This is a genomic window from Paenibacillus sp. SEL1, assembly GCF_054602535.1.
On record NZ_CM137723.1, the window covers coordinates 3358255 to 3381753 of the forward strand.

The window sequence follows — 23499 nt, forward strand, 5'->3', positions numbered from 1 at the left end:
ATTGTAAGGATTTTGAAAAGTCCTCATTGTACATACAGTAATGGATCGACAGGTTGGTTATGCTTGACGATCTGAAAATGCAGATGAGGTCCCGTGCTTCTCCCGGTACTTCCTAACAGACCGATGGTCTGTCCTTTGTGGACACGATCTCCTGGAGCCACCTGCATGCCGCTCAGGTGCATATACCAGCTCTGGAGTCCGTCAGGATGCTGGATGATGATGCACTTGCCGCGGGCTCCGCTAGAAGCAGCCTCCAAGACGGTGCCTGCTCCTGCTGCATAGACAGGATCACCGGTTTGTCCGGCAATGTCCACGCCTGAATGAAAGGCAGATCTACCCGTAAAAGGGTCGCTGCGATAGCCGAAGCTGGAGGTCATTCGCCGTGAACCTACAGGCCATACGGAGGGATTCTCTTGTTCGGCAAGAGCCAGCCTACGGGTCTGGAGTAGCTGTGCGGCTTGTTTGCGCTCCAGATTCTGCTGTACGGCATTTGCTTGCTGAATAGAGCGGGGAACCGTACGTTCCACCGTGTCCAACAGAGATTCGATCTCCTGAAAATCATCCATTGCCTGGCGAGTTAGGAGTGCAGTATTTTCATGCACTGCGATCAGTTCACCTCCAATATGGCCGGAAGCATCCCAGGAGAGCGGCGTCATGGTCTTTTTATGGTTACTTGTGGCAGATGAGTTTCCGTGTTTACGAATGAATTGCTGCATTTGTTGTTCCAGCTCTGTTACGCGCTGAAGGCGTTCACGAATATTGGTGGCTTGATTCGTCAGCTCCATGACTTCCTGCCGTAGTCGCCCAATAGCTGCATCCTTGTCCGCTACCGTGACCTCCATCTGCAAACTCTGGACAGCAAGATTCGTTTCCATTTGGGAGATAATATGGGAAGAACGGATTTGCAGCCCGATCACGAGTGTAGAGATAGACGCGATCACAAGAGTCGGGACGAGAATGACAGCGGCAGTAGAGCATTGTAGCTGCTTGGGCGGTTGCTGTGCATCCCGAATAACAAGCAGGGTCATCCGGCGATTTAGGCTTCCTTTTTTCATAATCGCTCCTTTCCGGACATCGCTCCTATAGTGTGGTTACTATCTATTCAGCTTAAGAGGCAAACATGTCAAAAAAATTGGAGCTTAGTATAAAACGTAGATGAGGATTTTGCAAAATCCTGAGATATATAAGGAGGCTTAGACATGCTGTGGTTGCTGTTGGTTTTAATTGTTTTTATTTTTCAGACCGGGACGATTCTGCTCTTTGAATTTCGCAAGCCGTCCAAAGCGGTAGCCTGGCTCTTTATTTTGTTTTGCTTCCCGCTCATTGGCTTTGTCGTGTACTACTTTGTTGCACAGGATTATCAGAAGCGCAAAATGGTCCGAAAAGGGGGATCGCAGCTGTTTCGTGAATTTCGCGAGCGTCTGTGGGCGCAATCCAAAGTGATTGAACATGTGGAGCAAATGCATAATCCTCATTTCAAGCATCAGGAGCGTCTGTTTAACCAGTTAATTCGCATGTCGGAAAACCCGTTGACTGGATGTAATCGCACACGTGTGCTGACGAACGGTGAAGAAACCTTCGAGGCTATGCTGACAGCGATGGAACAAGCGCAACATCATATCCATGTGGAGTTTTACATATTTCGGGCCGATGAAATCGGAAGAAAGTTTCAAGAGGTCATGATCCGCAAGGCACGTGAGGGAGTAAAGGTACGATTCGTTGTGGACGGTGTAGGAAGCTATAATTTGCCTTATTCCTTTATTCGTACCTGTAGTGAGGCGGGAGTGGAATTTCATTATTTTCTACCTCCGTTTTTCGCCACGTTGGATCGCCGGATCAACTATCGCAATCACAGGAAAATCGTGGTGGTGGACGGCATGATTGGATTTGTGGGTGGGATTAACATAGGCGACGATTATCTCGGAAAATACCCCAAAGTGGGATTTTGGAGGGATACGCATTTGCAGATTGAAGGAGATAGCGTCTATTTTCTGCAAAATGCATTTCTTAGCGACTGGAAGCTGGCTTCAGGGGAGAGATTGATGGATGTGAATTTATTTCCTCCACATACCTGCACCGGGGATGAGGAAGTACAGATTTTGAGCAGCGGTCCCGATCAGGTATGGGATACGATTCAGGAAATGTGTTTTGGTGCGCTCACAGTTGCCAAAAAGCGGATTTGGATTACGACGCCGTATTTTATTCCTGATCCGGGGATTCATGAGGCGCTCAAGCTGGCAGCAGTCAGTGGCGTAGATGTGAAAATTATTATTCCCTACCAATCAGATTCGAAGCTGGTTCATCTGGCGTCTTTATCCTATGTGCAAGAACTGTTGGAGACAGGGGTGGAGTTCTACCAATATCGAAAAGGATTTATTCACGCCAAAGTGGTGATTGTCGATGATTTACTCGGCTCGGTCGGGACCGCTAATATGGATATGCGCAGCTTTTTCTATAATTTTGAGTTGACCGCTGTAGTTTTTGCTAATTCAGCGCTGGAACGGCTTTCGGCAGATTTTGTAGAGGACATTTCCAACTCCTCACGCATTGATTTGAACGTGTTCCGCAGACGGCCTCGATCTCAGAAAACAGCTGAAATTCTAACTCGCATGCTCTCTCCACTCCTTTAAAGGCGATTTTCGACGTTTTTATCGCTATAATCCCACTTTATTGTGATTTATGTGCTCTTTGCTAACTTTTTTGCGCAAAATCGCAGTTTTATGGTATACTATTCATATAACACAAGCGCGGTAAAGGAGAGGGGACTGCGGATAGCAGCCCCTTTTTCGGTCCAATATACCATACTGTAACGGGGGGATTTATATATGAGTGTAGTGAGCAAGGAAGTCCAAAATCTGTCTGAGATCACAGATGTGACCGGAGAGTTGACCAAGATCAGCAAAATTCCAGCTAATCCGAAGAACAAAGTAAAACGCCTGTTTCAGCGTGCAGCCATGATTGTGGTTGGTGCAGCTTTGATGGCAGTGGGATTGGAAATATTTCTGGTTCCTAACGGCGTTATTGACGGAGGCGTTACAGGTATTTCCATCATGGCCTCCAAGATTACTGGCTATCCGCTCGGTATTTTCCTGACCCTGTTGAACCTTCCATTTTTACTTATCGGCTACAAACAAATCGGTAAAACCTTCGCTTTATCCACATTATTCGGTATCGTCGTTATGTCCATCGGAACCGCGTTACTTCACAATGTAAGTGCATTGACTCCTGGCGAACCGCTGCTCGGCGCTATTTTTGGGGGCGTCATTCTCGGTGTTGGGGTGGGTCTTGTGATTCGGTCCGGCGGCTCGCTGGATGGGACAGAGATCGTAGCTATTCTCGTCAGTGAAAAAACTCCTTTTTCGGTCGGTGAGATCGTACTGTTCGTAAATATCTTCATTCTGGGAAGTGCAGGTTTTGTGTTCGGTTGGCCGAATGCCCTGTATTCCATGATTGCTTATTATATCGCCATGAAAATGATTGATATTACGATTGAAGGTCTGGATCAGTCCAAATCGGTCTGGATTATTAGTGAAAAATACCGTGATATCGGGGATGCCCTGACAGACCGTCTTGGACGGGGCGTCACTTATCTGGAAGGTGAAGGCGGCTTTACGGGTGAAAGCAAGAAAGTGATTTTCGTCGTCATTACCCGACTGGAGGAAGCGAAGCTGAAGAGCATCGTTGAAGATTGGGACCCGCACGCTTTCGTTGCGATCGGTAACATTCACGATGTGAAGGGCGGACGCTTTAAGAAAAAAGGAATACACTAGCGCAAGGGGACAATTTCTCAGCCTAATGGCTGTGGGGTTCGTCCCCTTTTTTGTTCTTCCAAGCATGGATCAAGTTCGGTGTGCCTTGGTGCGCATATGCTTGAGGACGTCTTCTACGGGCTGGGGAGGAACCTTGTCGATCAAGTCGCCTACCTGGTTTAGTCGTTCCTCAATATTCAGCAAATGGTAGTCAAGTGGTGATACATCTTGCCGTACCTCTTCCCAGGTTAGCGGAGTAGAGACCGTAGCGCCGGGGCGTGCCCGCGGGGTATAAGGAGCGGCCAGAGTTTTCCCCTGATAATGCTGCAAGTAATCAAAATAGATGGCTGTTCCACGGTCCTTCTTTAACCGTTCGAGTGTGAACAGATGCGGGTGCTTTTTTGTCACAAACTGCCCGACTAATAGCCCGATGCTGCGAAGTTCATCGAAGGTTATGCCTGTACGGATCGGAACGATAATTTGTACACCTGTAGCCCCGGATGTTTTGGGGACGGAATCCAAACCAAGCGAAGCCAGTACTTCACCGACAATAGAGGCGGCCTCCATAATACGTGGCTCCACCTCTCTGGATGGATCAAGATCAATCATCCATTCACAGGGCAGCTTGCTTCCCGTTTCATGCAGAGAGGGATGGAATTCCAACGCAGCTTGATTACCAAGCCAGAGAAGTTGTGGTAATTTGCCGAGCACAATATATTCAATACCATCATGCAGAGCGGTTTCAATATAGTCTGGCCGAGGACGTGGGGCATTTTTTTGATAAAAAAAATCACCGTGAATCCCATGTGGCCAGCGGATGACGGTCAGCAGACGATGATGGCAATATTTGAGCAGGAAGGGAGCCAATACCGCGAGCTTGCGAAGATATAGCGCCTTAGTCACGCCTACTTCAGGCCACAGCGGTTTATCCGGGTTTGTGATAGGAATTTCCTGACCTTCAATGGTAATTGTACCTTTAACAGCTTGTCCCATAGTGCTACCTCCTTTGGTTAATATGCAGCAAAATCTTTATTTATAGGCTGATTGTTGAGCTTATAGATCTACATATGGTTTAACATGAACGTGAAGTGCTGAATTTATCCATCAAAGGGATTGACAAGATACACTATGTATCATAAATTTATAATAAAAAATACGATATGTATCTATCAAAGTGTCTTGAGCAGAGGTAGAGGAGGAGTTTGCTTGATTGAAAAGCAAGGCGGAGGGCTGGTATTCCTGTTAAGTGTCCCTCGGAGTGGAAGCTCGCTGCTTACCGCCATTTTGCAAAACCATTCCCGCCTGTTTGCCACGCAGGAAATGTGGTTTCTGCTCAGTTTATATGATCTTCCTCAGTCACATGCACGGCCATATGGAGGAACAGGGATACTTCGGCAATTTTTTGAAGGTATGGTCCCCCCCGACGTATTGGAGCAGGCCTCCCGTTCGTATGCACTTGAAATATATAATGGTCTGCTTCAAGGAACAACAGCAGATATGCTTATCGACAAATCCCCGCGTTACTATACGGTTTTAGAATTTATAGACCTTTTATTCCCTGCTGCCCGCAGGCTGTGGCTTATCCGGAATCCTTTGGCCATTGTGGCCTCATTCAAAAAGGTTAATCAGCTACGGAATGGACGTTTTCAACTGCTGGAAGAACTGGGGAGCCCGCATTTTAATATGAAAATGACGGATATTACGGTTGGTTTATTCCGTTATGCTCATTATTTTGCTAAACCTCATCCACTTGCATACCCGCTTAGGTATGAACAACTCGTATCCAATCCAACGATGGAGATCGAGAAGCTGTGCGGTTTTCTGGGAATCAAGTACGAGCTGGGGATGGAAAAGTACGGGAACTTTGCGGATACGCCCAAATCCAGTCTTTTTTATAGTATGGGAGCGGGTGATCCATTCGTAGGAGAGCATGAGCAGGCGCATCAAGATTCGGTACATAGCTGGCAACACTTGTTGAGTAAAACGGAAATTGAGCTGTATTGCAGAAGCATTGGGTCCCGCATGTTTAGGCAGCTTGGTTACGCGGAAGAGCTGGAGCAGGCTGAGCAGATGACTGGAGTCCGCTTTGAAGATGAGCCGGATATAGAGTTGCTGAGTCGACGTACACAACAATTCCTCCAGCAAAGCGGCTTTGAATGGAAGGCAGCTTATCGGATGCTGGAAGAACAGGATGCAGATAACAGAGAACTCGTGATAAATGCAACCCGTCATGCTGCACCTCAAGATCCGGCAAGGATGCATGTGGACCAGATCGTGAACGATCGGCGGATTCAATCCCTGGAAAACAGGTTGGCACATAGCTATGAGGAGCGGAACCGTCTTATCGCTCAGCTCCAAAGCTATCAACGCCCAAATCAAGGTCTCCGATATCGCAGCCTCTTTGCCCGTAAGCTCGGGCGCTTGGCGTCTGTAGTGTTATCAAGTATAGCAAAAGAAAAAGGGGGAAGAACGTGAGTGCGATTGCCGGAATCTATAGCTTTGGGCATGAGTCCGTATGCACCGAAGAAGGCGGGAAAATGATGCAAGCCCTGCGAAAATATCCCGCTGACCGCGTATGCGCTTGGTGTGAAGGCTCTATTTTTTTGGGTTGTCATGCCCAGCATGTGACCCCGGAATCTGTTCATGAGCGTCTTCCCTTCCATGATGAGCTAAGAGATTTGGCAATCACAGCGGATGCAATTATTGACAATCGTTCCGAACTGTTTGAACGGCTGGGAGTTGAGCAGGAACGGCGACAAGATATCACGGACAGCGAGCTGATTTTGCTGGCATATGACAAATGGGGAGTGGATGCAGCCGGTTATCTGATCGGTGATTTTGCCTTTGTTATTTGGGATGCCAAGGAACATCGATTATATGGTGCTCGAGATATGACAGGCAATCGTACGTTGTACATCTACCAGCATGACCGAGGATTCGCCTTTAGCACGGTAGTCGCTCCGCTTTTGGCTCTGTCCTCTCTGCGAAAAGAACTGCATGAGCCATGGCTGGCCGAATTTTTGTCCATCCGCGCCATGCAGGAATCCGTCGATATCGGAACGACCGCATACAAGTATATCAACCAGCTTCCTCCTGCACATTGGTTCACTATGGAGGAGGGAAAGCGAACCCTTCATAAATATGCATGTCTGGATGAGGTAGAGCCACTGCGGCTCAAAACAGGGGGCGAGTACATAGAAGCTTTCCGTGAGGTGTTCACACAGGCGGTCACTGCCCGACTACGGACGCATCGCGCTGTAGGGGCTGCCTTAAGCGGGGGGCTGGATTCTGGAGCGGTTGCCAGCTTTGCCGCGCCATCGCTGCACTTGCAACAAAAGCCACTGCATGCCTACAGCTATGTGCCTGTTCAAGATTTTACAGACTGGACACCGCCTACATTGCTGGCGAACGAACGAAGCTATATTCAGTCTACGGCTCGCTATGTGGGCAACATCCACGAGAATTATATGGATTTTGAGGGGAAAAGTCCGTTTTCAGAAATTGATATTTGGCTGGAACTCATGGAAGCACCCTACAAATATTTTGAAAACTCCTTCTGGATCAGAGGTTTTTACGAAAAAGCACAGGAGCACAATGTCGGTGTACTGTTGACCGGGGCACGAGGCAACTTTACCGTATCGTGGGGCCCTGCACTGGACTATTATGCCCGGCAGTTTCGTCGTTTGCACTGGTTGCAATCCTTTCAGGGATTGTGGCGGTACAGCAAGCTTACGGGCAGGCACATGTCACATCTACTCCCCGTAATGTTGAAAAAAGCGACTTCACTTGAATCTCATTCATGGTTGCGGCGTAGCAATCGAAGTCCCGTTCCTTCCCTGATTCACCCGGAGTTTGCCAAACGGATGCATGTAGAAGATATTCCTGTATTGAGCGGAACAGGTTGGATAAAAAATGCCGATCAGACGAGAAAAGAGAAGTTCTCAAATTTGGCGATTGCCAACAAAAATGGTGTGGTTGCGACCAAACTTTCACTACGTTATGGCCTATGGGAACGTGATCCGACCGGGGACAGCCGGGTAATTCGTTTTTGCTTATCGGTGCCTTTTGAGCAGTATGTGCAAAACGGTCGGGACCGTGCCCTCATTCGTAAAGCCATGCGTGATCATCTACCTGATGATGTTCGGTTGAACCAGCGGGTACGCGGCGTGCAGCCTGCCGATTGGCTACATCGTATGCTTCCTTGCTGGGATACGTTTATGGGGGAGCTTCAACTGATGTGTCATGATTTACGAGCGGCTGAATATCTCAATATTGAGTTAATAAAGACGGCTATGGCGAAACTTCGCCACCCCCGCCCTGAACAGGCGTCTGATCCCAATATACGACTACTAATGCATAGCCTGATCGTGTACCGTTTTCTCTGTGGATTGAACTGATTCAGATTGATCTGGCCGGACAGTTCGTCATTCGTTGGAGGGGAGGTGATGAAATGAGTAAAAAAGAATGGCAGGAACCGACGATAGAGATGTTGGATATTAGCCAGACCATGGCGGGGAAAGGCTGGAGACAGATTGATTGGGTGTCCGACCACGATGCCGATATTTATAATCCAAGCTAATAGATGGTTATACATGCAGCCGATGTTGGACTGGAAGCCAGACAGCTCGGCTGATAACGATTGAATGAACGAAAATATCATAATCCATTGGACTCGTATTCAATACAGAGCCGTCTTTATTTCTTTCGGGTTAGAGGTTTTGCCCAAGAAATAAAGACGGGATTTTTAAGGACAGAGGAGTGAGTCCTACCGTGCATGACAGGAGTGCAAATGTTAGTTGGACGAAATATACAGCCTTTGGACTCAGGATTGCCAGTGAACTGAATCTGCCTGAGCTGCTCCTGGCAGCACCGGAAGCAGTAGAGGATGTAGTCATTCGACAGGCTGATTTGACTGCATGGAGTGGTCAGCTGGAACAGGCCAATTTTGTGATGCTGGATGAACGATTTATGTTCCAAATACCAGGCACGGCCATATATGCCGTCAGGGAAGGCAAGGAAATCGAGGTAAGCATATTCTCCGGGGCCGATCCTGACACCGTGCGGCTATTTGTGCTGGGTACATGCATGGGTGTTCTGCTAATGCAAAGACGAATATTACCTATTCACGGAAGTGCGGTCCTCATTGGGGGGAGGGCCTACGCATTTGTGGGTGAATCGGGTACGGGGAAATCGACACTGGCGGCTACTTTTAGGCAGGCAGGTTATCAGATGGTTAGTGATGACGTGATTGCTGTAGAAGCTACGGCTTCCTCAGCCATCGTGTATCCAGCTTATCCGCAGCAAAAGCTGGGGTTGGATAGCTTGCTCCAACTGGAGGCTTTACGGGAGAACAAGCATGCACGCACAATAAATCACATACGGTCCCTAACGGATGGCAATTCTGTAATGCCACAATACAGAGATTTTCGTATGCTTGCAGATGAGCTGAATAAATATGCCGTACCCGCCGTAGATGAATTTTTTAGCGATCCGCTGCCCTTAGGAGGCGTATTTGAGCTAGTGGCAGATTCACCAATCCGTGCGTTGATGCGCGAAGGGGAGTTAGTGGCAGTTACGGAACAGCCCTTGAACGTTCTGGAGTGCTTGCATACATTACTACAACATACATATCGTAGGGTGATTATTCCGCGAATGGGTTTGAGTGAATGGTCGTTTGATACAGCGGCTAGGATGGCTCGTAAAGTAGAGGGCTGGCGGCTGCTGAGGGATAGTTCCGTCTTTACTGCGTCCGAGGTTGTACAACGGGTACTTGATATCATTTGTAAGGAGGAAAAGAGTTATGGCAGCCACTAATCCAGCTAAAGACCATTATCGCGTCATTTACGGTGAAGAAGTCTACGTCAGTGATATGGACGGGGAAAAAGTGATGATGAGTATTAACACTGGTAAATATTACAACTTAGGCTTCACAGGAGGACGAATCTGGGAACTGGCAGAATCCGGTCCTTCACTTGGCGATATCGTAACTGTCCTGACGAACGAATATGAGGTGGACGAGGAACAGTGCAGACAGCAGGTACATACCTTTGTGGCTGAGTTGGAGCGGGAAGGACTGTTAAAGCTTCTACGGGAGTCGGTATAATATGCGGATACAACGGCTTCTTCTCCTGTCTCCAGAGGTCAGGAGGTTGTTGCCGGAAGCTTGGCTGGAGCTGGGATGGGCGAGGCTGCGCCAGCGTCGTTCTTTTGGGGATTACTCAAGGGTTTGGGGTATATGTACGGAAGAAACTCCATGGCAGTGTGATGTCGGGCAGGAGAAGTCCATTCAGCAGATCTCGCACGCTGTGGAGCTGGCAAGTCGTTATACTCCTTGGCGCAGTAGTTGTCTTGTACAAGCCGCTGCGGCGATGACGTTGCTGGGACGTAGAAAACTGGACTGCACGCTGTATCTGGGCACAGCCAAAAATGCCGCTGGACGCTTGGCCGCACATGCATGGGTACGTAGCGGACCGATTTATGTTACGGGGAAACGGGAGATGGAAGCATTTACGGTAGTGGGGATATTCGGGAGACGTGCTGTGACGGATACAAATACGAAGATGGCGGATAAAGGGAGTTCAATGCTTTAATGCGATGATACAAAAGAAGTCCAAAGAATCGAAGGAGAAGAATGCATGCCCACCAAGTCTGTTTTGGAACTTGCGAATTGGAATGAGGATCAGGAATTAACATTGTTACTCTCTCTATTGGGGAAAGACGTTTCTCATTGGCAGGATAAGACTGCTGCTACCCAGCTGCGTGGGATGGATTGGGTCCGCTTTTTACGTCTGACCGAGCACCATCGAGTGGTACCTACGGTGTATCTCCAACTGAAAACATTGAATCATCCGTTCATTCCCGCAGAATTGTTGCGAAACCTTCAGGCGCAATATCATCGAAACACGCTTCGCATGCTCCATCTTCAAGCAGAAGCCGGGCGTCTGACCAGGCTGCTCATAGCTCATGGAATCCGTGTGCTTATGCTGAAGGGTCCTGCTCTGGCGCAGCAATTGTACGGGGATGTTTCTCTGCGTACCTCCAAGGACATCGATTTACTCATTGCCCCTGACGATATGGATGAGGCTGAGCATTGGATGAAGGAAGCCGGATATGCATCCAAGAGCGGAGAAGTGCGTGTCCTTGGCAGTTGGAAATGGAAGGACCATCATGCATCCTACCTCCATCCGCAAAAACGGGTAGAGATAGAGTTGCATTGGCGTCTTCACCCGGATGGGGGTGGGGAACCCTCTTTTGACGAGCTGTGGAGCTGTCGGCAAATGGGTAAAGCTACAGGAGCCAGTCGGATGGTACCGTTGGCACCTGCCGACAACAGGACTGCGATGACGTCCTGTATGTATACGCTTGGCAGCGAGCATCAATTTCTGTACTTGAGTGCGCATGGTGCGCGTCACGGCTGGTTCAGGCTGCGCTGGCTGGTTGACATCGACAGGCTTGCGGTATGTGCTGTCGATTGGGAGGCGCTACTGCCGATGATGCGCCGCTACGGGGGCCTGCCTGCTGGCGGGCAGGCCTGGGCGCTCGCCGCTGCGCTGTTGGGTACGCCGATACCAGAGCCGATGCGTCCGGTATCGGCTACCCGGCAGGCGCACAGGCTCGCGCTGAGCGCGCTGGCCTTCATGCAGGCCAGCGTTCCCGCACCATACCCGATTGCCAACGGGTCGGGTACAGGTAGGCTTGCTCCATCAGAGCTGCTGCACAGCAGAGCTTTGGCGGAGCAAGCGGAGGCCGCCCCTCCGGATGGCGGTCCTTCATTGTGTAGTACCTGTGGCGAAGCAGCCATGCTTGCCACCAGTGGCGTTACTAGCATCACAGAAGATGCCAGTCACGACGACTATAGCCCGACGAGCACCGCTACCAGTTGTGCCCCCATTACTCCAGCTGTCGCCTCCAGCCAAGTCATGCCCAGAAACACGGCGGCTGCCCATCAGCCGGTCAGCCGCACTTACTTGCTTTCCTTAAAAGAGCCAAGACACAGACTAAGGTACCTCATCAGCCGTTTGTTTCCTTCTACGGGGGATTCGGCCGTTTTTCCACTGCCTCGCCAGCTGCATTTTTTGTATATCCCTTTACGTCCATTTCTTTGGCTGAAGCGGCGATTTTCAAAGCACTGACTCGATAAGGAGTGTGCATTATGGTTCACCTGCGATTATATATGACAAAGCTGTATAGCGTGAACGGCGGTGCGTTATTTCTCAATATTGGATGTATGATCATTGTTAGCCTGCTGGAGGGTTTTGGCATTTATATGCTTGTTCCTATGCTGGCGGCCATCGGCGTATTTGTCGGTCATTCAGGGATGCCATTTCTGTCTGATGGATTGGATCATTTTTTGGCGTTCATTCCTAAAAGCTGGCTGTTGCCGGGGATGTTGATGGTTTTTGTAGTGCTGCTTACAGGGCAGGCTTTGCTTCAGCGTTACCAATCCATCCTGAATTCGCGGATTCAGCAGCGTTTTATGCGTTCTCTGCGAGTAGACGTGTACACTTCCTTTATGAAGGCGCAGTGGGCTTTTTATTTGCGTCAGCGTAAATCTGATTTTAGCCATGTGATGACGACTGAGCTGGCGCGTGTCAGTCAGGGAACGAATTTACTTCTTCAACTGACTACAGCCGTCATGTTTACGCTGATTCAGATTGCGCTGGCTTTTTGGTTATCCCCCTCTTTAACCGGACTGGTATTTCTGAGTGGATTGGGGCTGTTTGTCGTGTTCCGCCGCTCCATTCGAAATGCCAAACAATTAGGTGATCGTACGACTGAGCTATCGCAGGTTTATTTTGCTGGAATTACGGATCACATGAACGGCATGAAAGATATTAAAAGCAATCTGTTGGAAGCGGCGAATATCCATTGGTTTCGCTCCCTGACACAACGAATGGAGGATAATACGACCCAATTTGTCCGGCAAAATGCGACCACACAGTTTTTTCATCGTACAGCGGCAGCTGTTTTTGTCGCTTGTGTCATATTTATATCGTTGCAGTGGCTGCATGTTACATCTGAAAAACTGATTGTGCTGATTCTTATATTTTCCCGCTTATGGCCCCGATTTGCCCTTATTCAAGCGAGTCTGGAATACATCATGTCTATGATTTCCGCTTTTGAAAGTGTCACCAAGGTGCAACAGGAGTGCGAAGCTTTCTCCGATCCATCGGTATTCAATCTATCATCTGCAGCTGTACGGCAACCCCTGTCCCTTCGCCATGGAATTGAATGCAGCCATCTGGGTTATCGCTACGATGGTGCAGCAGAGCCTGCATTGCGTCGTATCAATTTGTTCATACCCGCGCGGGGAATGACAGCCATTGTAGGGAAATCGGGAGCAGGTAAAAGTACAATGGTCGATGTCCTGATGGGTTTTTTACGTCCAACTGGGGGGCAGATTACAATAGACGGGCTTGTTCTGGACGACGAATTGTTGCCCCAGTGGCGGCAGTCGTTTGGCTACGTGTCACAAGACCCATTTTTATTTCATGCGACTGTCCGCGAAAATTTGATGCTGGCAGATAAGGATGCTAGTGAGCAGCAACTATGGGAGGCGTTACATTTTGCAGCCGCAGACAGCTTTGTATCCAGACTGCCCGAAGGGCTGGACACGGTCATTGGAGATCGCGGGATTCGTCTGTCTGGAGGAGAACGTCAACGGCTAGTATTAGCAAGGGCTGTCTTGCATCATCCTCCGGTACTTATACTAGATGAAGCGACAAGTGCGCTGGATGGTGAGCATGAAGCTGCAATTCAGGCAGCACTGGAACGGATGAAAGGTCAAATGACGTTGATCGTCATCGCTCACCGCCTGTCAACCATCAGACATGCGGATAAAATTGTCGTACTGGATCAAGGCGAGGTCATACAGCAGGGGAACTACCGCCAACTGGAACAAGAGGAGCGGGGGGCGTTCAGTCAGCTACTATCGTATCAAAGCAGTCTCACCGCCACCCCTTAGCCAGACTTTTCTGTAACTCAGCTTAAGTTTCTTTACGTTTGGCAGTGCTTCTTTTCTTTTTGACTGGAGTCGGAGAGATGTTCTCGCCTGCAACAGCCTGCTGTGCTGTTGGGGCTGCTGGTTTACGCGCAGGACGTTTTTTCGCAGCAGGGCCGGGATCGGTAACGACAGGTTGCACTGCCTCGATGCTGGCCTGAAGGGCGGCCATTAAATCTACTACATTGGTCTGAGGTTGTGTTGGGGCGATTCGCACCTCTTCACCAGCCACTTTATGCTGAATGAGATCCAGCAGACGCTCGCGGTACTGATCCGTATACTTCGCTGCATCAAAAGGTGTAGATAGCTGCTCGATCAGCATTTTTGCCATAGTTAGCTCCTTCTCTTTAACCTCCTCCTGCCCCGGTAAGTTAGGAACTTGAGCAATGGGGCGAATTTCATCTGGGTAAAACATCGTCTCCACCGCCAAGCATTCATCCAACACCCGAATAGCCGCCAGGCTGCTTTTAGAGCGGATGGAGATTTGGGCAATCCCGATTTTCCCGGTATCCTTCATCGCATTCATGAGCAGCTTATACGCATTGGAGCCAGCTTGATCCGGTGACAAATAATAGGTTTTCTGAAAGTAAATCGGATCAATTTCCTGCAAATCCACAAAATCTAAAATGACAATATTTTTATCCGCTTGTCCGCTAACTTGCTCCAGTTCCTCCTTGTCGAACATGACAAATTTTCCTTTTTCATATTCGTAGCCTTTTCCAATTTCCTCCCACTCAACCTCTTTATCACAAACGGGACACTTTCGTACATAGCTAAGTGGGCTTCCACACTCCTTGTGAATATAACGCATGGAAATGTCCTTATCCTCCGTCGCTGAAAACATTTTAACGGGCACATGAACCAGCCCGAAGCTGATTGCGCCTTTCCAGACCGTATGCATACCGCCAGTCCCCCTTTTCTTAAATCCGCATTTTGCACCTTCGATTCCGGTCACCCCGGGATATGAGCATATGATTTTTCACTTAGTATGCTTCGTACAAGTGATTGTATGAGGTGCAAATGAAGACTGCGAATTACTTCTGCTTGTGCATGGTTACAACAATTTTGGTGCATAGTAAGGCATATCCGATTCAAAAGGAGGTACACAATTTATGTCCGGAAAATCCTTTCCTCGGCAAATCAGGCATCGTGTAGGTCAAAACCATGTCGCCTTTCGGGGACCCGCCGGAGGAGAACAGGATGCATTGCCGCCAGAGTTTGCCCTTTCCCATGGAATCCAACCGCCTTTTCCCATAGCTGTGGCTCATGTGGATTTGGAGGCTGTAGTTTCAACTTCGCCTTCTCATAGCATCCCTTCATTAGATGTTGAACGGATTATAGATGAAGACTAGGTGAACTATATTTCTGAATGAATGCAGACAACAACAATCAGGAGGGGAAGAATAGCATGAACGTGGAACGAGCAAAAGCTATTTATGATTCGCCCGATACCATTGCCGTACAATTGGATGGTAAACCGATCTGGATTGAGCATGTAGACGAAGCGAACGGTATGGCCACTGTACAGATAGGTAGCAGACCCACCAATACCCAAACCGTCCGTGTGGATCGTCTGGAAGAACAATAGAAGAGGAGCACCAAAACAGATTTTTTTCCATAGTATGGGGTATAGCTGTAGAAAGATCTTGGACAGCTGTAGTCTTTCATCGCAGAATGCTGCTTGAAAGGTCCCACTCCAACAAAAAAAGGCTCGCAATTGCTCAATGAGCAATTAGCGAACCTTATTTGTAATAATAAATGCAGTCGAGAGAGCATGTTAAACGCCAGACAAGTTAATTTGAAGGTGCAGCTGGTTCCTTTCTATGATGACCTTTATACTGCTATGGCTCTCAAATGTGGTGAAACCATCAGTTTAGCCTCTGTTGCTAATTGAACATCTTCCACCGACAAACCCGGAGCAATTTCTTTTAGCATCAGCCCTTGACCCGGAATAACATCGATGACAGCCTTTTCTGTTACTATGGTCTTTACAACATTTACAGCGGTCAGGGGCAGTTTACATTGTTCCAGTATTTTCGGAGCTCCATTTTTGTTCACATGCTCCATGGCTACAATCACTCTCTTGGCTCCGACCACCAAATCCATGGCTCCCCCCATGCCTGGCACCTTTTTCCCTGGGATCATCCAGCTTGCAAGGTTGCCTTTCTCATCGACCTCCAGAGCACCCAGCACGGTGATATCCACATGCCCTCCGCGGATGATGGAAAATGAAAGTGCACTGTCAAAAAAGCATGCTCCTTCCATAGTTGTAACGTAGTTTCCGCCTGAATCGATACAATCGATCCTTTCTTTTCCCTGAGCCGCTTTGGGGCCTACACCGAGGATTCCGTTCTCAGCCTGCAGCATAATATGAATGTTTTCGGGGATATAGTCCACTACCATTGTAGGCAATCCGACACCAAGGTTGACAACTTCACCATTCTTGAATTCCTGGGCTATTCTTCGAGCAATAAATTCTCTGTTATTCATGCGTTTTCACCCACCTTTACAATTGCGTCGACAAATATTCCGGGAACGTTGACATGATTAGGGTCAATTTCACCCGTCTTTACGTATTCGTCTACCTGAGCAACTACATACTCTGCCGCTGTAGCCATAACCATATTGAAGTTACGTGAAGAGCCGTTGATGACAAGATTCCCCGCTTCATCAGCCTTATGGGCTCTAATTAATGCCACATCGGCTTTGAGCGGCAGTTCGAGCAAGTATTCCTTTTCATCAATTTTGATTTTCTGTTTTCCTTCCTCTACAACGGTGCCTACACCTACAGGTGTTAAAACCCCGCCCAAACCGGCTCCTCCTGCGCGTATTTTTTCAGCGAGCGTGCCTTGCGGGAAGAGTTGGACCTCCGCTTCTTTCGTCATCAGGAGCCTTCCCGTTTCCGGATTGGAGCCGATATAGGATGCAAAAATCCGCTTTACTCTGCCGCTTTTTACAAGTTTATAGATAGATAATTCCGGTGTGCCTGTGTCGTTGGAAACAATCGTAAGATTGCTGGCGGGATTGGTGTCGACAAGCGCACGTACAAGTTCCTCCGGAAAGCCTCCTGCCAGAAAACCTCCGACCATCACCGTGTCTCCGTCTTTGACCTTCTTAACTGCTTCTTCAGCGGAGATTACTTTGTTATTCATGGTTCCTTCTCCTTATATATATATATTTTTAGGAAAGCAAACTTTATTGGAGATAGTCGTAGAGGACTCTTCCATATGGAAGCGTTAAATCAGCAATAAAATGTTTCCCGCCAATATAAGCTTTAACCGGCAAATCTGCCACTGGAGCGTTGACATGGGGGATCAAGCTTAATCTGGCAGGCCCTGACCAGGCGCCTTTTACAGTAATGTTCTCGAGATTATACGCTACTAATTGAGCGATTTTGGGGGTACCGTCAACATCAGGAATTAGCTTTAAATTAACTTGCGTTTTTGCGATGGCTTTTGCCGTTTCCTTTTCATCAAGAATGTTATATTTGAAAGGCATAGTTCCCGTGGCCACCAGGACGTGATTATAATGCAATGTACCCGTCAGCGTCTCCGTTTCCTCCACGCTCAGGCGAGGCTTTGCCCATTTTTTCGGAAATCCCCAGACTTCGCGTCCCCCCAGAATAGCAGGCGCGTTATCCAAATACATTTGGGCGACAAAATTGCAGGGTTCTCCTTGAAAAGTACACGGAATGACAATACCACTTTCCTCATAGCATCCTAAACCGGAAGAATCGGGCATCTTGATCCATTCATAGGAGACCGTATTGCTTCCATCCGGCTCAAGAGGCTCTGGGACCGCCTGTCTAATCGCAGCGGGATCGGTCTCATAGGTAATGATAAAAAATTCCCGGTTGATGAAGCGGTATGGTGGGCGCCCGTAGCTGCCGCTAGCCGCAGGCATAGATTGGAGTGAAAGTACATCTTTTTGATTCATAGCGATCTCCCTTCCTTTTAAGAGATAGTTCTAAAATTCATCCTGAACACTCACTTTAAATGAGCGCATTTTCAACTAGCATGGCTATTCCCATTCCTGTTCCGATGCATAACGAGGCGATGCCGTAGCGTGAAGATCTTCGCACCATTTCGTGAACCAACGTAGTCAATATCCTAGCACCGCTGGCACCGACAGGATGCCCGATCGCGATTGCGCCGCCATTGACATTCACCTTCTCCGGACTGACCCCTAGCTCTTTCACTACCGCTAATGCTTGTGAGGCAAACGCTTCATTAATTTCAAAAAGATCAATGGCATCGATGGATATACCTTGCTGCTTAAGAAGTGTCGAAATGGCTTTCACTGGCCCCATTCCCATATATGCAGGGTCAACGCCAACAAGTGAATAACCCTTGATATATGCCAATGGCTTTAATGCATGTTCCTTGCATTTGTCTTCCGACACTACAAGCACGGCCGCCGCGCCATCATTGATTCCTGAAGCATTTCCGGCGGTAACCGTCCCGTTCTCCTTAAACGCAGGTTTTAATTGAGAAAGTTTTTCTTGCGTTGTATTTCCTCTTATGTGTTCGTCCTCTGTGAAAGAAATAGTTTCTTTTTTGGTTTTGATCATGACCGGAACAATTTGCTCTTCAAAAAGCTTCTTGTTTTTTGCTTCTACGGCTTTTAGCTGGCTTTGATAGGCAAATTCGTCCTGTTCAAGTCTTGAAATTCCATATTTCTCGGCAACATTTTCTGCGGTAATTCCCATATGGTAATGGTTGATCGGGCACGTAAGGCCGTCGGCCACTAGGGAGTCTACCAACTCACCGTTGCCAAGTTTGTAGCCGTTTCTTGCATTCCTTAGCAGGTAAGGGGCGTTCGACATGCTCTCCATGCCTCCGGCCAAGACGATGTTGCCTTGTTCAGCCAATATTGAATTGTAAGCTAAAGCAACGGCATGAAGTCCTGAACCGCAAACCGTGTTTATCGTTGTTTCGGGTACATCAATAGGGATACCGGCTTTTAATGCCGCCTGTCTGGCAGGATTTTGTCCATTGCCCGCCTGAAGAACATTTCCCAAATAAATCTGATCAATCAAAGAAGGCTCTAATTTACTTTGCTGAAGGCATGCTGTCATCACAGTTGCCCCCAGTTCGGAAGCGCATAGAGGCGCAAGGGTTTTGTTAAAAGAGCCTACCGCTGTTCTCAACGGGCTTACTAAAGCTACTTTTTTCATTAAAAACTCACATTCCTTTCGCTGTGTTCAAAACACAATACATCCATGATTGCACTTCAATTCGTAATTTCCGCTCTTAACCTACGAGAAGCAGCGACTGCAAGATACATTTGCATGCGGGCATATCATGGTGCCTAAGACAGTGAGTGTGACGGTTCGATCGCCTTCTCTCATTGGAAATTAAAACCATTTTCATCATAGTTCTAATGCAGATTTTGCTCAATGTCCAAATATTTACACATATCTATGTACAGATGTTTATAGGGCCATATACTCCACAATAATTAGGCCATTCTAACGTTTTCTGTTAATTTCTTAATTTTTCTGAAAATCATGATCATTAATTGAATTTTATGTTAAAAATGAAAGTTGCAATCCATACGTGAGAAAGTTTTCTTCGCAATATCATCTAACTCATCGCTGGGTAATAAAAAAAGCCTCCAGAATTTTCTGAAGACGGCTTTGCCTTCCAATATTCATGATCTTCGTTATATTGTGCTAGCTCGCTTCTTGTTAACAGTGTCACCCGAAAGTGCGCTTTTTTCGTATGAACAAAAAAAAGAAGCCGACTTGCTTGAAAGCAATCGGCTTGGAACATTAAACTTCAACAACTCACGAAAAATGTACATCTTCCGTCGCAAGTAAACGCACAAAACGATTGCCAAGCATACCATTATGATGAGCTACGATTTGTTCACCGCTTAGCACCTTGCTATCAAATGTACTATGCGCATCCAATACGAGTACGTTGTTCTGGTATCCCAGACTATAGGCGCTTCGGCAAGTCGTGTCGAGGCAAAACTCGGTCTGCATCCCCGCGATTACGAGTTGATCGGCCCCCAGTTCCTTCAGTACATGGCCCAATTCGGTTTGGTAGAAGCTGTCCCAGGATGATTTACGGACAATTCGTTCATGAGGAAGAGGACGCACTACGTCGGCGATGGCCCAGCCTACACTGTTTTCTCGGAAATCCTCATCCGCTTCATCGGTATGCTGTATAAAAATCACCGGTGTACCTGTAGCTCTGGCTTTGTCCAAAAGCTGCTGCAAATGCGCTACAACTTCCTGCTCACGATACAGCTTCTCATCATACATGAACATAGCCTGCTGAACATCAATCATGAGTAAAACGGTTTGCCCCATCGTTTCAATCCCTCCCTGTGTGTATCACTAACTTACAATAGCATGTCTTCATGCCTTGCGGCGACATAAGGTGAACTATATAATAAAGAACAAGTTGGAACGGTCCGATTCGGACGAAAGGTGATTAAAATATATGACAATTTCGCAGGAGCAGTTTACGTTCCATTCTGTCTCAGAGGCACAGACCGGGTCATTGGCTGGTTTTTTGGCAGCCAAAGCGGTTCCCGGAACGGTGATTGTGCTGGATGGAGATCTGGGAGCGGGCAAAACTGCTTTTTCCAAAGCTTTTGCCGGTCATTTAGGTGTGCCGGGTATCGTAAATAGTCCAACCTTTACCCTCATAAAGGAGTACGAGGGTCGATTGCCTTTGTATCATATGGATGTGTACCGGATTTCCCAGGACGAGGCGGAGGATCTCGGGCTGGACGAATATTTTTACGGGACAGGAGTATGTCTGGTGGAATGGGGTAGTATTATACCGGATATATTGCCGGAGCAGCGGCTTCACATGTATATAGAAACAACGGATGTGGGGGATCGCTTGATTCACCTGACCGGGTACGGCGAGCCTTATGAACAATGGTGCCGCAGTTTGCGGGAGAATGGAGTTTGAATCATGCAAAGAGAGCATACAGATGTGGATGTAAAGCCGCGTGAGCGGTTTTTGACGTTAGATACAGCGACGACCGTGATGGCGGCCGCTCTGATGAACGGAAGAGAATTGCTGGGAGAAAGCAACGTCTATGGCGAACGTAATCACTCCGTGCATGTGATTACCGAGCTGGAACGACTGCTGAATGAAGAAGGGCTGACACGAGATGATGTAGATGGTATTGCAGTTGGTGTTGGACCGGGGTCTTATACCGGTATCCGGATTGCGGTGACCGCAGCCAAAACACTCGCTTGGGCCTGGGGTATCCCGGTGACGTCCATATCCACTTTGCATGCTTTGGCGTGGGGTGGTTGGAATCGCGGCATCGAGATGAAGGGACAAGAAGATAAAAATGAGTCTGTGAGTAACGGTTCGTCCGGAGCACAGGCAGCAGACTGGATTGTGCCTGTGCTGGATGCGCGCCGTGGTCAGGTTTACACGGGGCTGTTCGGCGTGAATACAGTTGACGACACCGAGAGCCCTCAACGGCTGGAGCCAGATGCAATTCGCTTGATGACTGCTTGGACCGATGACCTGCTGCAACGGCTGGAGGCTTTGCCTTCTGAAGAGCGTCCTCCAGTCATTTGGCTAGTCGGTGAAACGGCGGTTCACGCCGAAACAGCCGAGCGCCTGCGTGCATGGAGCGAGCTGCGTATCGTACCTTATGAGCTGGAGGGAAGATGGGTTGGCCGCCTTGGGGCGGATAAGCTGCTTCGTCAGGAACATGACGAGCTACATACGCTGGTTCCTAATTATACCCAGCTGGCTGAGGCGGAAGCCAATCTGCTTCGTCAGCGCTGAAGAGAGCGGTGAACAACATGGCAAAGAACATACAGCGGGAAGAGAAACTTGAGTTTCGCTTGATGCAACTGGATGATATTCCCGATGTGCTGGAGATTGAGCATGAAGCGTTCACGCTGCCGTGGACGGAGGAAGCATTCCGCAATGAGCTGACGATGAATCATTTCGCTAAATATATGATTATGGAACTAGACGGACGAGCCATTGGTTACGCAGGCATGTGGACGATTATGGATGAGGCCCATATTACGAATATTGCGATTCGTGAGGCTTATCGTGGACGCAAGCTTGGGGACAAGCTGTTGAATGAGCTGATGCAGACCGCCTCTTATTTAGGGATGGAACGTATGACGCTGGAGGTGCGGGTAACGAACCGGATCGCTCAGGGCTTGTATGAGAAAAAAGGCTTTAAGCCCGCAGGTGTGCGCAAAGGCTATTATTCGGATAATAACGAGGATGCCGTGATCATGTGGGCGGATCTTCCCGCGCATGGGGCATCCGGTGAACAGGAAGGAAGCGTGCAGAAGCAATGATGCAAGAGGAAAAAGCAGGTACAGGCTCCGCCTCCGGCGAGCCTTGCTATATACTGGCAGTGGAAACGAGTTGTGATGAGACGGCTGTTTCCGTCGTGAAAAATGGTACAGAGGTGCTCTCAAATTTGATTTCCAGTCAGATTGAAACACACAAAGCCTTTGGTGGTGTTGTGCCAGAGGTGGCTTCACGCAAACATGTGGAGAGCATCACCTACATGCTGGACGAGGCCATGCAAACATCGGGAATTACCCCTCGTGAGATTTCGGCGGTTGCCGTGACACAAGGACCAGGACTGGTTGGCGCATTGTTGGTTGGAATTGTCGCTGCCAAGAGTGCTGCCTTGGCGTTCGGCAAGCCATTAATCGGGACGCATCATATCGCGGGACATATTTATGCCAATCAGCTGGAGCATGATATCGTATATCCGTGCATTGCTCTCGTTGTGTCAGGAGGACATACAGAGCTGGTGCTGATGGAGTCCGAAGGTCATTTTCAACTCATTGGTCGTACAAGGGATGATGCGGTTGGGGAAGCCTACGACAAAGTAGCGAGAGCGATTGGGTTTCCGTATCCGGGTGGCCCGCATGTGGATCGTGTGGCTCATGAATCGGAGGAAGTGGTTACTTTGCCGCGTGCATGGTTGGAGCCGGATTCTTATGATTTTAGCTTTAGCGGTTTGAAATCTGCGGTGCTGAATGTAATTAACCAGACGAAAATGCGCGGAGAAACCGTTGATGTCGGAGCGATCGCAAGAGGCTTTCAAGAGTCGGTCGTCGAGGTGCTGGTGGAAAAGGCGATTCGTGCCATGCGTGAATACGGTGCGAAGCAGCTCCTGCTTTGTGGCGGTGTGGCTGCTAATCGCGGACTGCGTACAGCGTTGCGGGAGCGTTGTGAGCGCGAAGGAATCGAGCTGCTTGTACCCTCGATGAAATATTGCACAGATAATGCAGCGATGATCGGCGCTGCGGCCTACGCCAAATGGAAGCGCGGGGAATTTACCTCATTGGATATGAAGGCTGATCCAGGGCTGTCTCTGGAAGAATGGTCTGTCCAAACTTAATTGAAGAAGAATGAGCAAGACACGGCACAGTTGAGTCGTGTCTTTTTTGTCCGCTCCAAAACTATCATAAAAATATAAATTCAAGAGGATAAAATACAGGAGTTTGAGCAAATGAATGGCAGCATCTCATTCACTCGCATTATTCGTCACGATTGTTCACGATTTTTCATGATCCATCAAAAAAATCTGGAATTTTGATATTGACCGAATAATGATGTGATTTGTCAAGTTGTGAACAAAGTTATCCACATATACCGCTTTGGATGTGGATAACCGAGTCCGAAGCAAGCAGGCTAAGACTTTTTGGAGATAGCAAGTTGGGGGATATGTAACACCTTTAGTTCTTGTGAAATCTGTGGATAATGTGGATAAAAGGGTGGATAA

24 protein-coding genes are annotated in these 23499 nt (G+C 48.3%); 16 read left to right on the forward strand and 8 right to left on the reverse strand.

The genetic code is table 11. The annotated features are described in order from the left end of the window. Nucleotides 1–23 precede the first annotated feature (23 nt). A complete protein-coding gene (locus ACYCSE_RS15245; RefSeq protein ID WP_459698623.1) occupies nt 24–1055 on the reverse strand; it encodes a M23 family metallopeptidase in 1032 nt (343 codons plus the stop codon). Between the two features lie 144 nt (nt 1056–1199). On the opposite strand from ACYCSE_RS15245, the gene cls reads away from it, so the two are divergent. Continuing rightward, entirely contained in the window at nt 1200–2630 is a 1431-nt protein-coding gene (cls, locus tag ACYCSE_RS15250) for a cardiolipin synthase (RefSeq protein WP_061830255.1), read from the forward strand. 195 nt (nt 2631–2825) lie between these two features. Next, nucleotides 2826–3770, forward strand: coding sequence for a YitT family protein (locus tag ACYCSE_RS15255; RefSeq protein WP_081276708.1), 945 nt, complete (start codon nt 2826–2828; stop codon nt 3768–3770). Between the two features lie 69 nt (nt 3771–3839). Here the strand turns inward: ACYCSE_RS15255 and ligD are convergent, their stop codons facing one another. After that, entirely contained in the window at nt 3840–4742 is a 903-nt protein-coding gene (gene ligD / locus ACYCSE_RS15260; RefSeq protein WP_459698625.1) for a non-homologous end-joining DNA ligase, read from the reverse strand. Between the two features lie 213 nt (nt 4743–4955). Between ligD and ACYCSE_RS15265 the strand changes: the two genes are divergently transcribed. The 8 genes from ACYCSE_RS15265 to ACYCSE_RS15300 all read left to right on the forward strand — a co-directional run bounded on the left by ACYCSE_RS15265 (nt 4956) and on the right by ACYCSE_RS15300 (nt 13713). Further along, nucleotides 4956–6224 (forward strand): sulfotransferase family protein, encoded by a 1269-nt coding sequence (locus tag ACYCSE_RS15265; RefSeq protein WP_459698627.1) that lies wholly within the window; start codon nt 4956–4958, stop codon nt 6222–6224. After that, nucleotides 6221–8146, forward strand: a complete 1926-nt coding sequence (locus ACYCSE_RS15270; RefSeq protein ID WP_459698629.1) for an asparagine synthase-related protein — start codon at nt 6221–6223, stop codon at nt 8144–8146. Before ACYCSE_RS15265 ends, ACYCSE_RS15270 begins: the two co-directional genes overlap by 4 nt. Before the next feature lie 53 nt (nt 8147–8199). Further along, nucleotides 8200–8328, forward strand: coding sequence for a paeninodin family lasso peptide (locus ACYCSE_RS15275; protein WP_459698631.1), 129 nt, complete (start codon nt 8200–8202; stop codon nt 8326–8328). 191 nt (nt 8329–8519) lie between these two features. Beyond that, entirely contained in the window at nt 8520–9563 is a 1044-nt protein-coding gene (locus ACYCSE_RS15280) for a serine kinase (protein ID WP_459698633.1), read from the forward strand. Further along, complete coding sequence (locus ACYCSE_RS15285; protein ID WP_025720436.1) at nt 9550–9852, forward strand: lasso peptide biosynthesis PqqD family chaperone; 303 nt, start codon at nt 9550–9552, stop codon at nt 9850–9852. Before ACYCSE_RS15280 ends, ACYCSE_RS15285 begins: the two co-directional genes overlap by 14 nt. Before the next feature lies 1 nt (nt 9853). Continuing rightward, a complete protein-coding gene (locus ACYCSE_RS15290; RefSeq protein ID WP_459698636.1) occupies nt 9854–10339 on the forward strand; it encodes a lasso peptide biosynthesis B2 protein in 486 nt (161 codons plus the stop codon). Nucleotides 10340–10384: 45 nt separating this feature from the next. Further along, nucleotides 10385–11881: a nucleotidyltransferase domain-containing protein gene (locus tag ACYCSE_RS15295; protein ID WP_459698638.1), complete on the forward strand. Its 1497-nt coding sequence runs from the start codon at nt 10385–10387 to the stop codon at nt 11879–11881. Nucleotides 11882–11901: 20 nt separating this feature from the next. After that, nucleotides 11902–13713: an ABC transporter ATP-binding protein gene (locus ACYCSE_RS15300; protein ID WP_459698640.1), complete on the forward strand. Its 1812-nt coding sequence runs from the start codon at nt 11902–11904 to the stop codon at nt 13711–13713. A gap of 22 nt (nt 13714–13735) precedes the next feature. On the opposite strand, the gene ku is transcribed toward ACYCSE_RS15300, so the two are convergent. Further along, nucleotides 13736–14650: a non-homologous end joining protein Ku gene (gene ku / locus ACYCSE_RS15305; RefSeq protein ID WP_013309197.1), complete on the reverse strand. Its 915-nt coding sequence runs from the start codon at nt 14648–14650 to the stop codon at nt 13736–13738. Nucleotides 14651–14861: 211 nt separating this feature from the next. Between ku and ACYCSE_RS15310 the strand changes: the two genes are divergently transcribed. Together ACYCSE_RS15310 and ACYCSE_RS15315 are read left to right on the forward strand one after the other, a co-directional pair. Further along, nucleotides 14862–15101, forward strand: coding sequence for a hypothetical protein (locus tag ACYCSE_RS15310; RefSeq protein ID WP_061829618.1), 240 nt, complete (start codon nt 14862–14864; stop codon nt 15099–15101). A gap of 56 nt (nt 15102–15157) precedes the next feature. Next, nucleotides 15158–15337 carry an H-type small acid-soluble spore protein gene (locus ACYCSE_RS15315; RefSeq protein WP_013309199.1) on the forward strand — a complete coding sequence of 60 codons (180 nt, stop codon included), beginning with the start codon at nt 15158–15160 and terminating at the stop codon, nt 15335–15337. Between the two features lie 245 nt (nt 15338–15582). On the opposite strand, the gene ACYCSE_RS15320 is transcribed toward ACYCSE_RS15315, so the two are convergent. From ACYCSE_RS15320 to ACYCSE_RS15340, 5 genes are all read right to left on the reverse strand, one after another. Beyond that, the gene (locus tag ACYCSE_RS15320; protein ID WP_459698643.1) at nt 15583–16239 is read right to left on the reverse strand and encodes a 3-oxoacid CoA-transferase subunit B; all 657 of its coding nucleotides are present in this window, start codon (nt 16237–16239) and stop codon (nt 15583–15585) included. Next, nucleotides 16236–16901: a CoA transferase subunit A gene (locus ACYCSE_RS15325; protein ID WP_250259071.1), complete on the reverse strand. Its 666-nt coding sequence runs from the start codon at nt 16899–16901 to the stop codon at nt 16236–16238. Before ACYCSE_RS15325 ends, ACYCSE_RS15320 begins: the two co-directional genes overlap by 4 nt. A gap of 43 nt (nt 16902–16944) precedes the next feature. After that, on the reverse strand, nt 16945–17685 hold the full coding sequence (locus tag ACYCSE_RS15330; protein ID WP_250259069.1) for an acetoacetate decarboxylase: 741 nt from the start codon (nt 17683–17685) through the stop codon (nt 16945–16947). Between the two features lie 55 nt (nt 17686–17740). Continuing rightward, entirely contained in the window at nt 17741–18925 is a 1185-nt protein-coding gene (locus ACYCSE_RS15335; protein WP_165176405.1) for an acetyl-CoA C-acetyltransferase, read from the reverse strand. A 612-nt stretch (nt 18926–19537) separates the two neighbouring features. After that, nucleotides 19538–20068: a cysteine hydrolase family protein gene (locus tag ACYCSE_RS15340; RefSeq protein WP_459698646.1), complete on the reverse strand. Its 531-nt coding sequence runs from the start codon at nt 20066–20068 to the stop codon at nt 19538–19540. Nucleotides 20069–20201: 133 nt separating this feature from the next. Between ACYCSE_RS15340 and tsaE the strand changes: the two genes are divergently transcribed. Genes tsaE through tsaD form a run of 4 tightly spaced genes read left to right on the forward strand, consistent with a single transcriptional unit; the run spans nt 20202 to nt 23115 of the window. Beyond that, complete coding sequence (gene tsaE / locus ACYCSE_RS15345) at nt 20202–20681, forward strand: tRNA (adenosine(37)-N6)-threonylcarbamoyltransferase complex ATPase subunit type 1 TsaE (protein WP_459698648.1); 480 nt, start codon at nt 20202–20204, stop codon at nt 20679–20681. Nucleotides 20682–20684: 3 nt separating this feature from the next. Next, on the forward strand, nt 20685–21521 hold the full coding sequence (gene tsaB / locus ACYCSE_RS15350) for a tRNA (adenosine(37)-N6)-threonylcarbamoyltransferase complex dimerization subunit type 1 TsaB (RefSeq protein ID WP_459698650.1): 837 nt from the start codon (nt 20685–20687) through the stop codon (nt 21519–21521). Between the two features lie 17 nt (nt 21522–21538). Further along, nucleotides 21539–22054: a ribosomal protein S18-alanine N-acetyltransferase gene (gene rimI / locus ACYCSE_RS15355; protein ID WP_190298813.1), complete on the forward strand. Its 516-nt coding sequence runs from the start codon at nt 21539–21541 to the stop codon at nt 22052–22054. Then, nucleotides 22051–23115, forward strand: a complete 1065-nt coding sequence (tsaD, locus tag ACYCSE_RS15360) for a tRNA (adenosine(37)-N6)-threonylcarbamoyltransferase complex transferase subunit TsaD (protein ID WP_459698652.1) — start codon at nt 22051–22053, stop codon at nt 23113–23115. Before rimI ends, tsaD begins: the two co-directional genes overlap by 4 nt. Nucleotides 23116–23499: the final 384 nt, after the last annotated feature.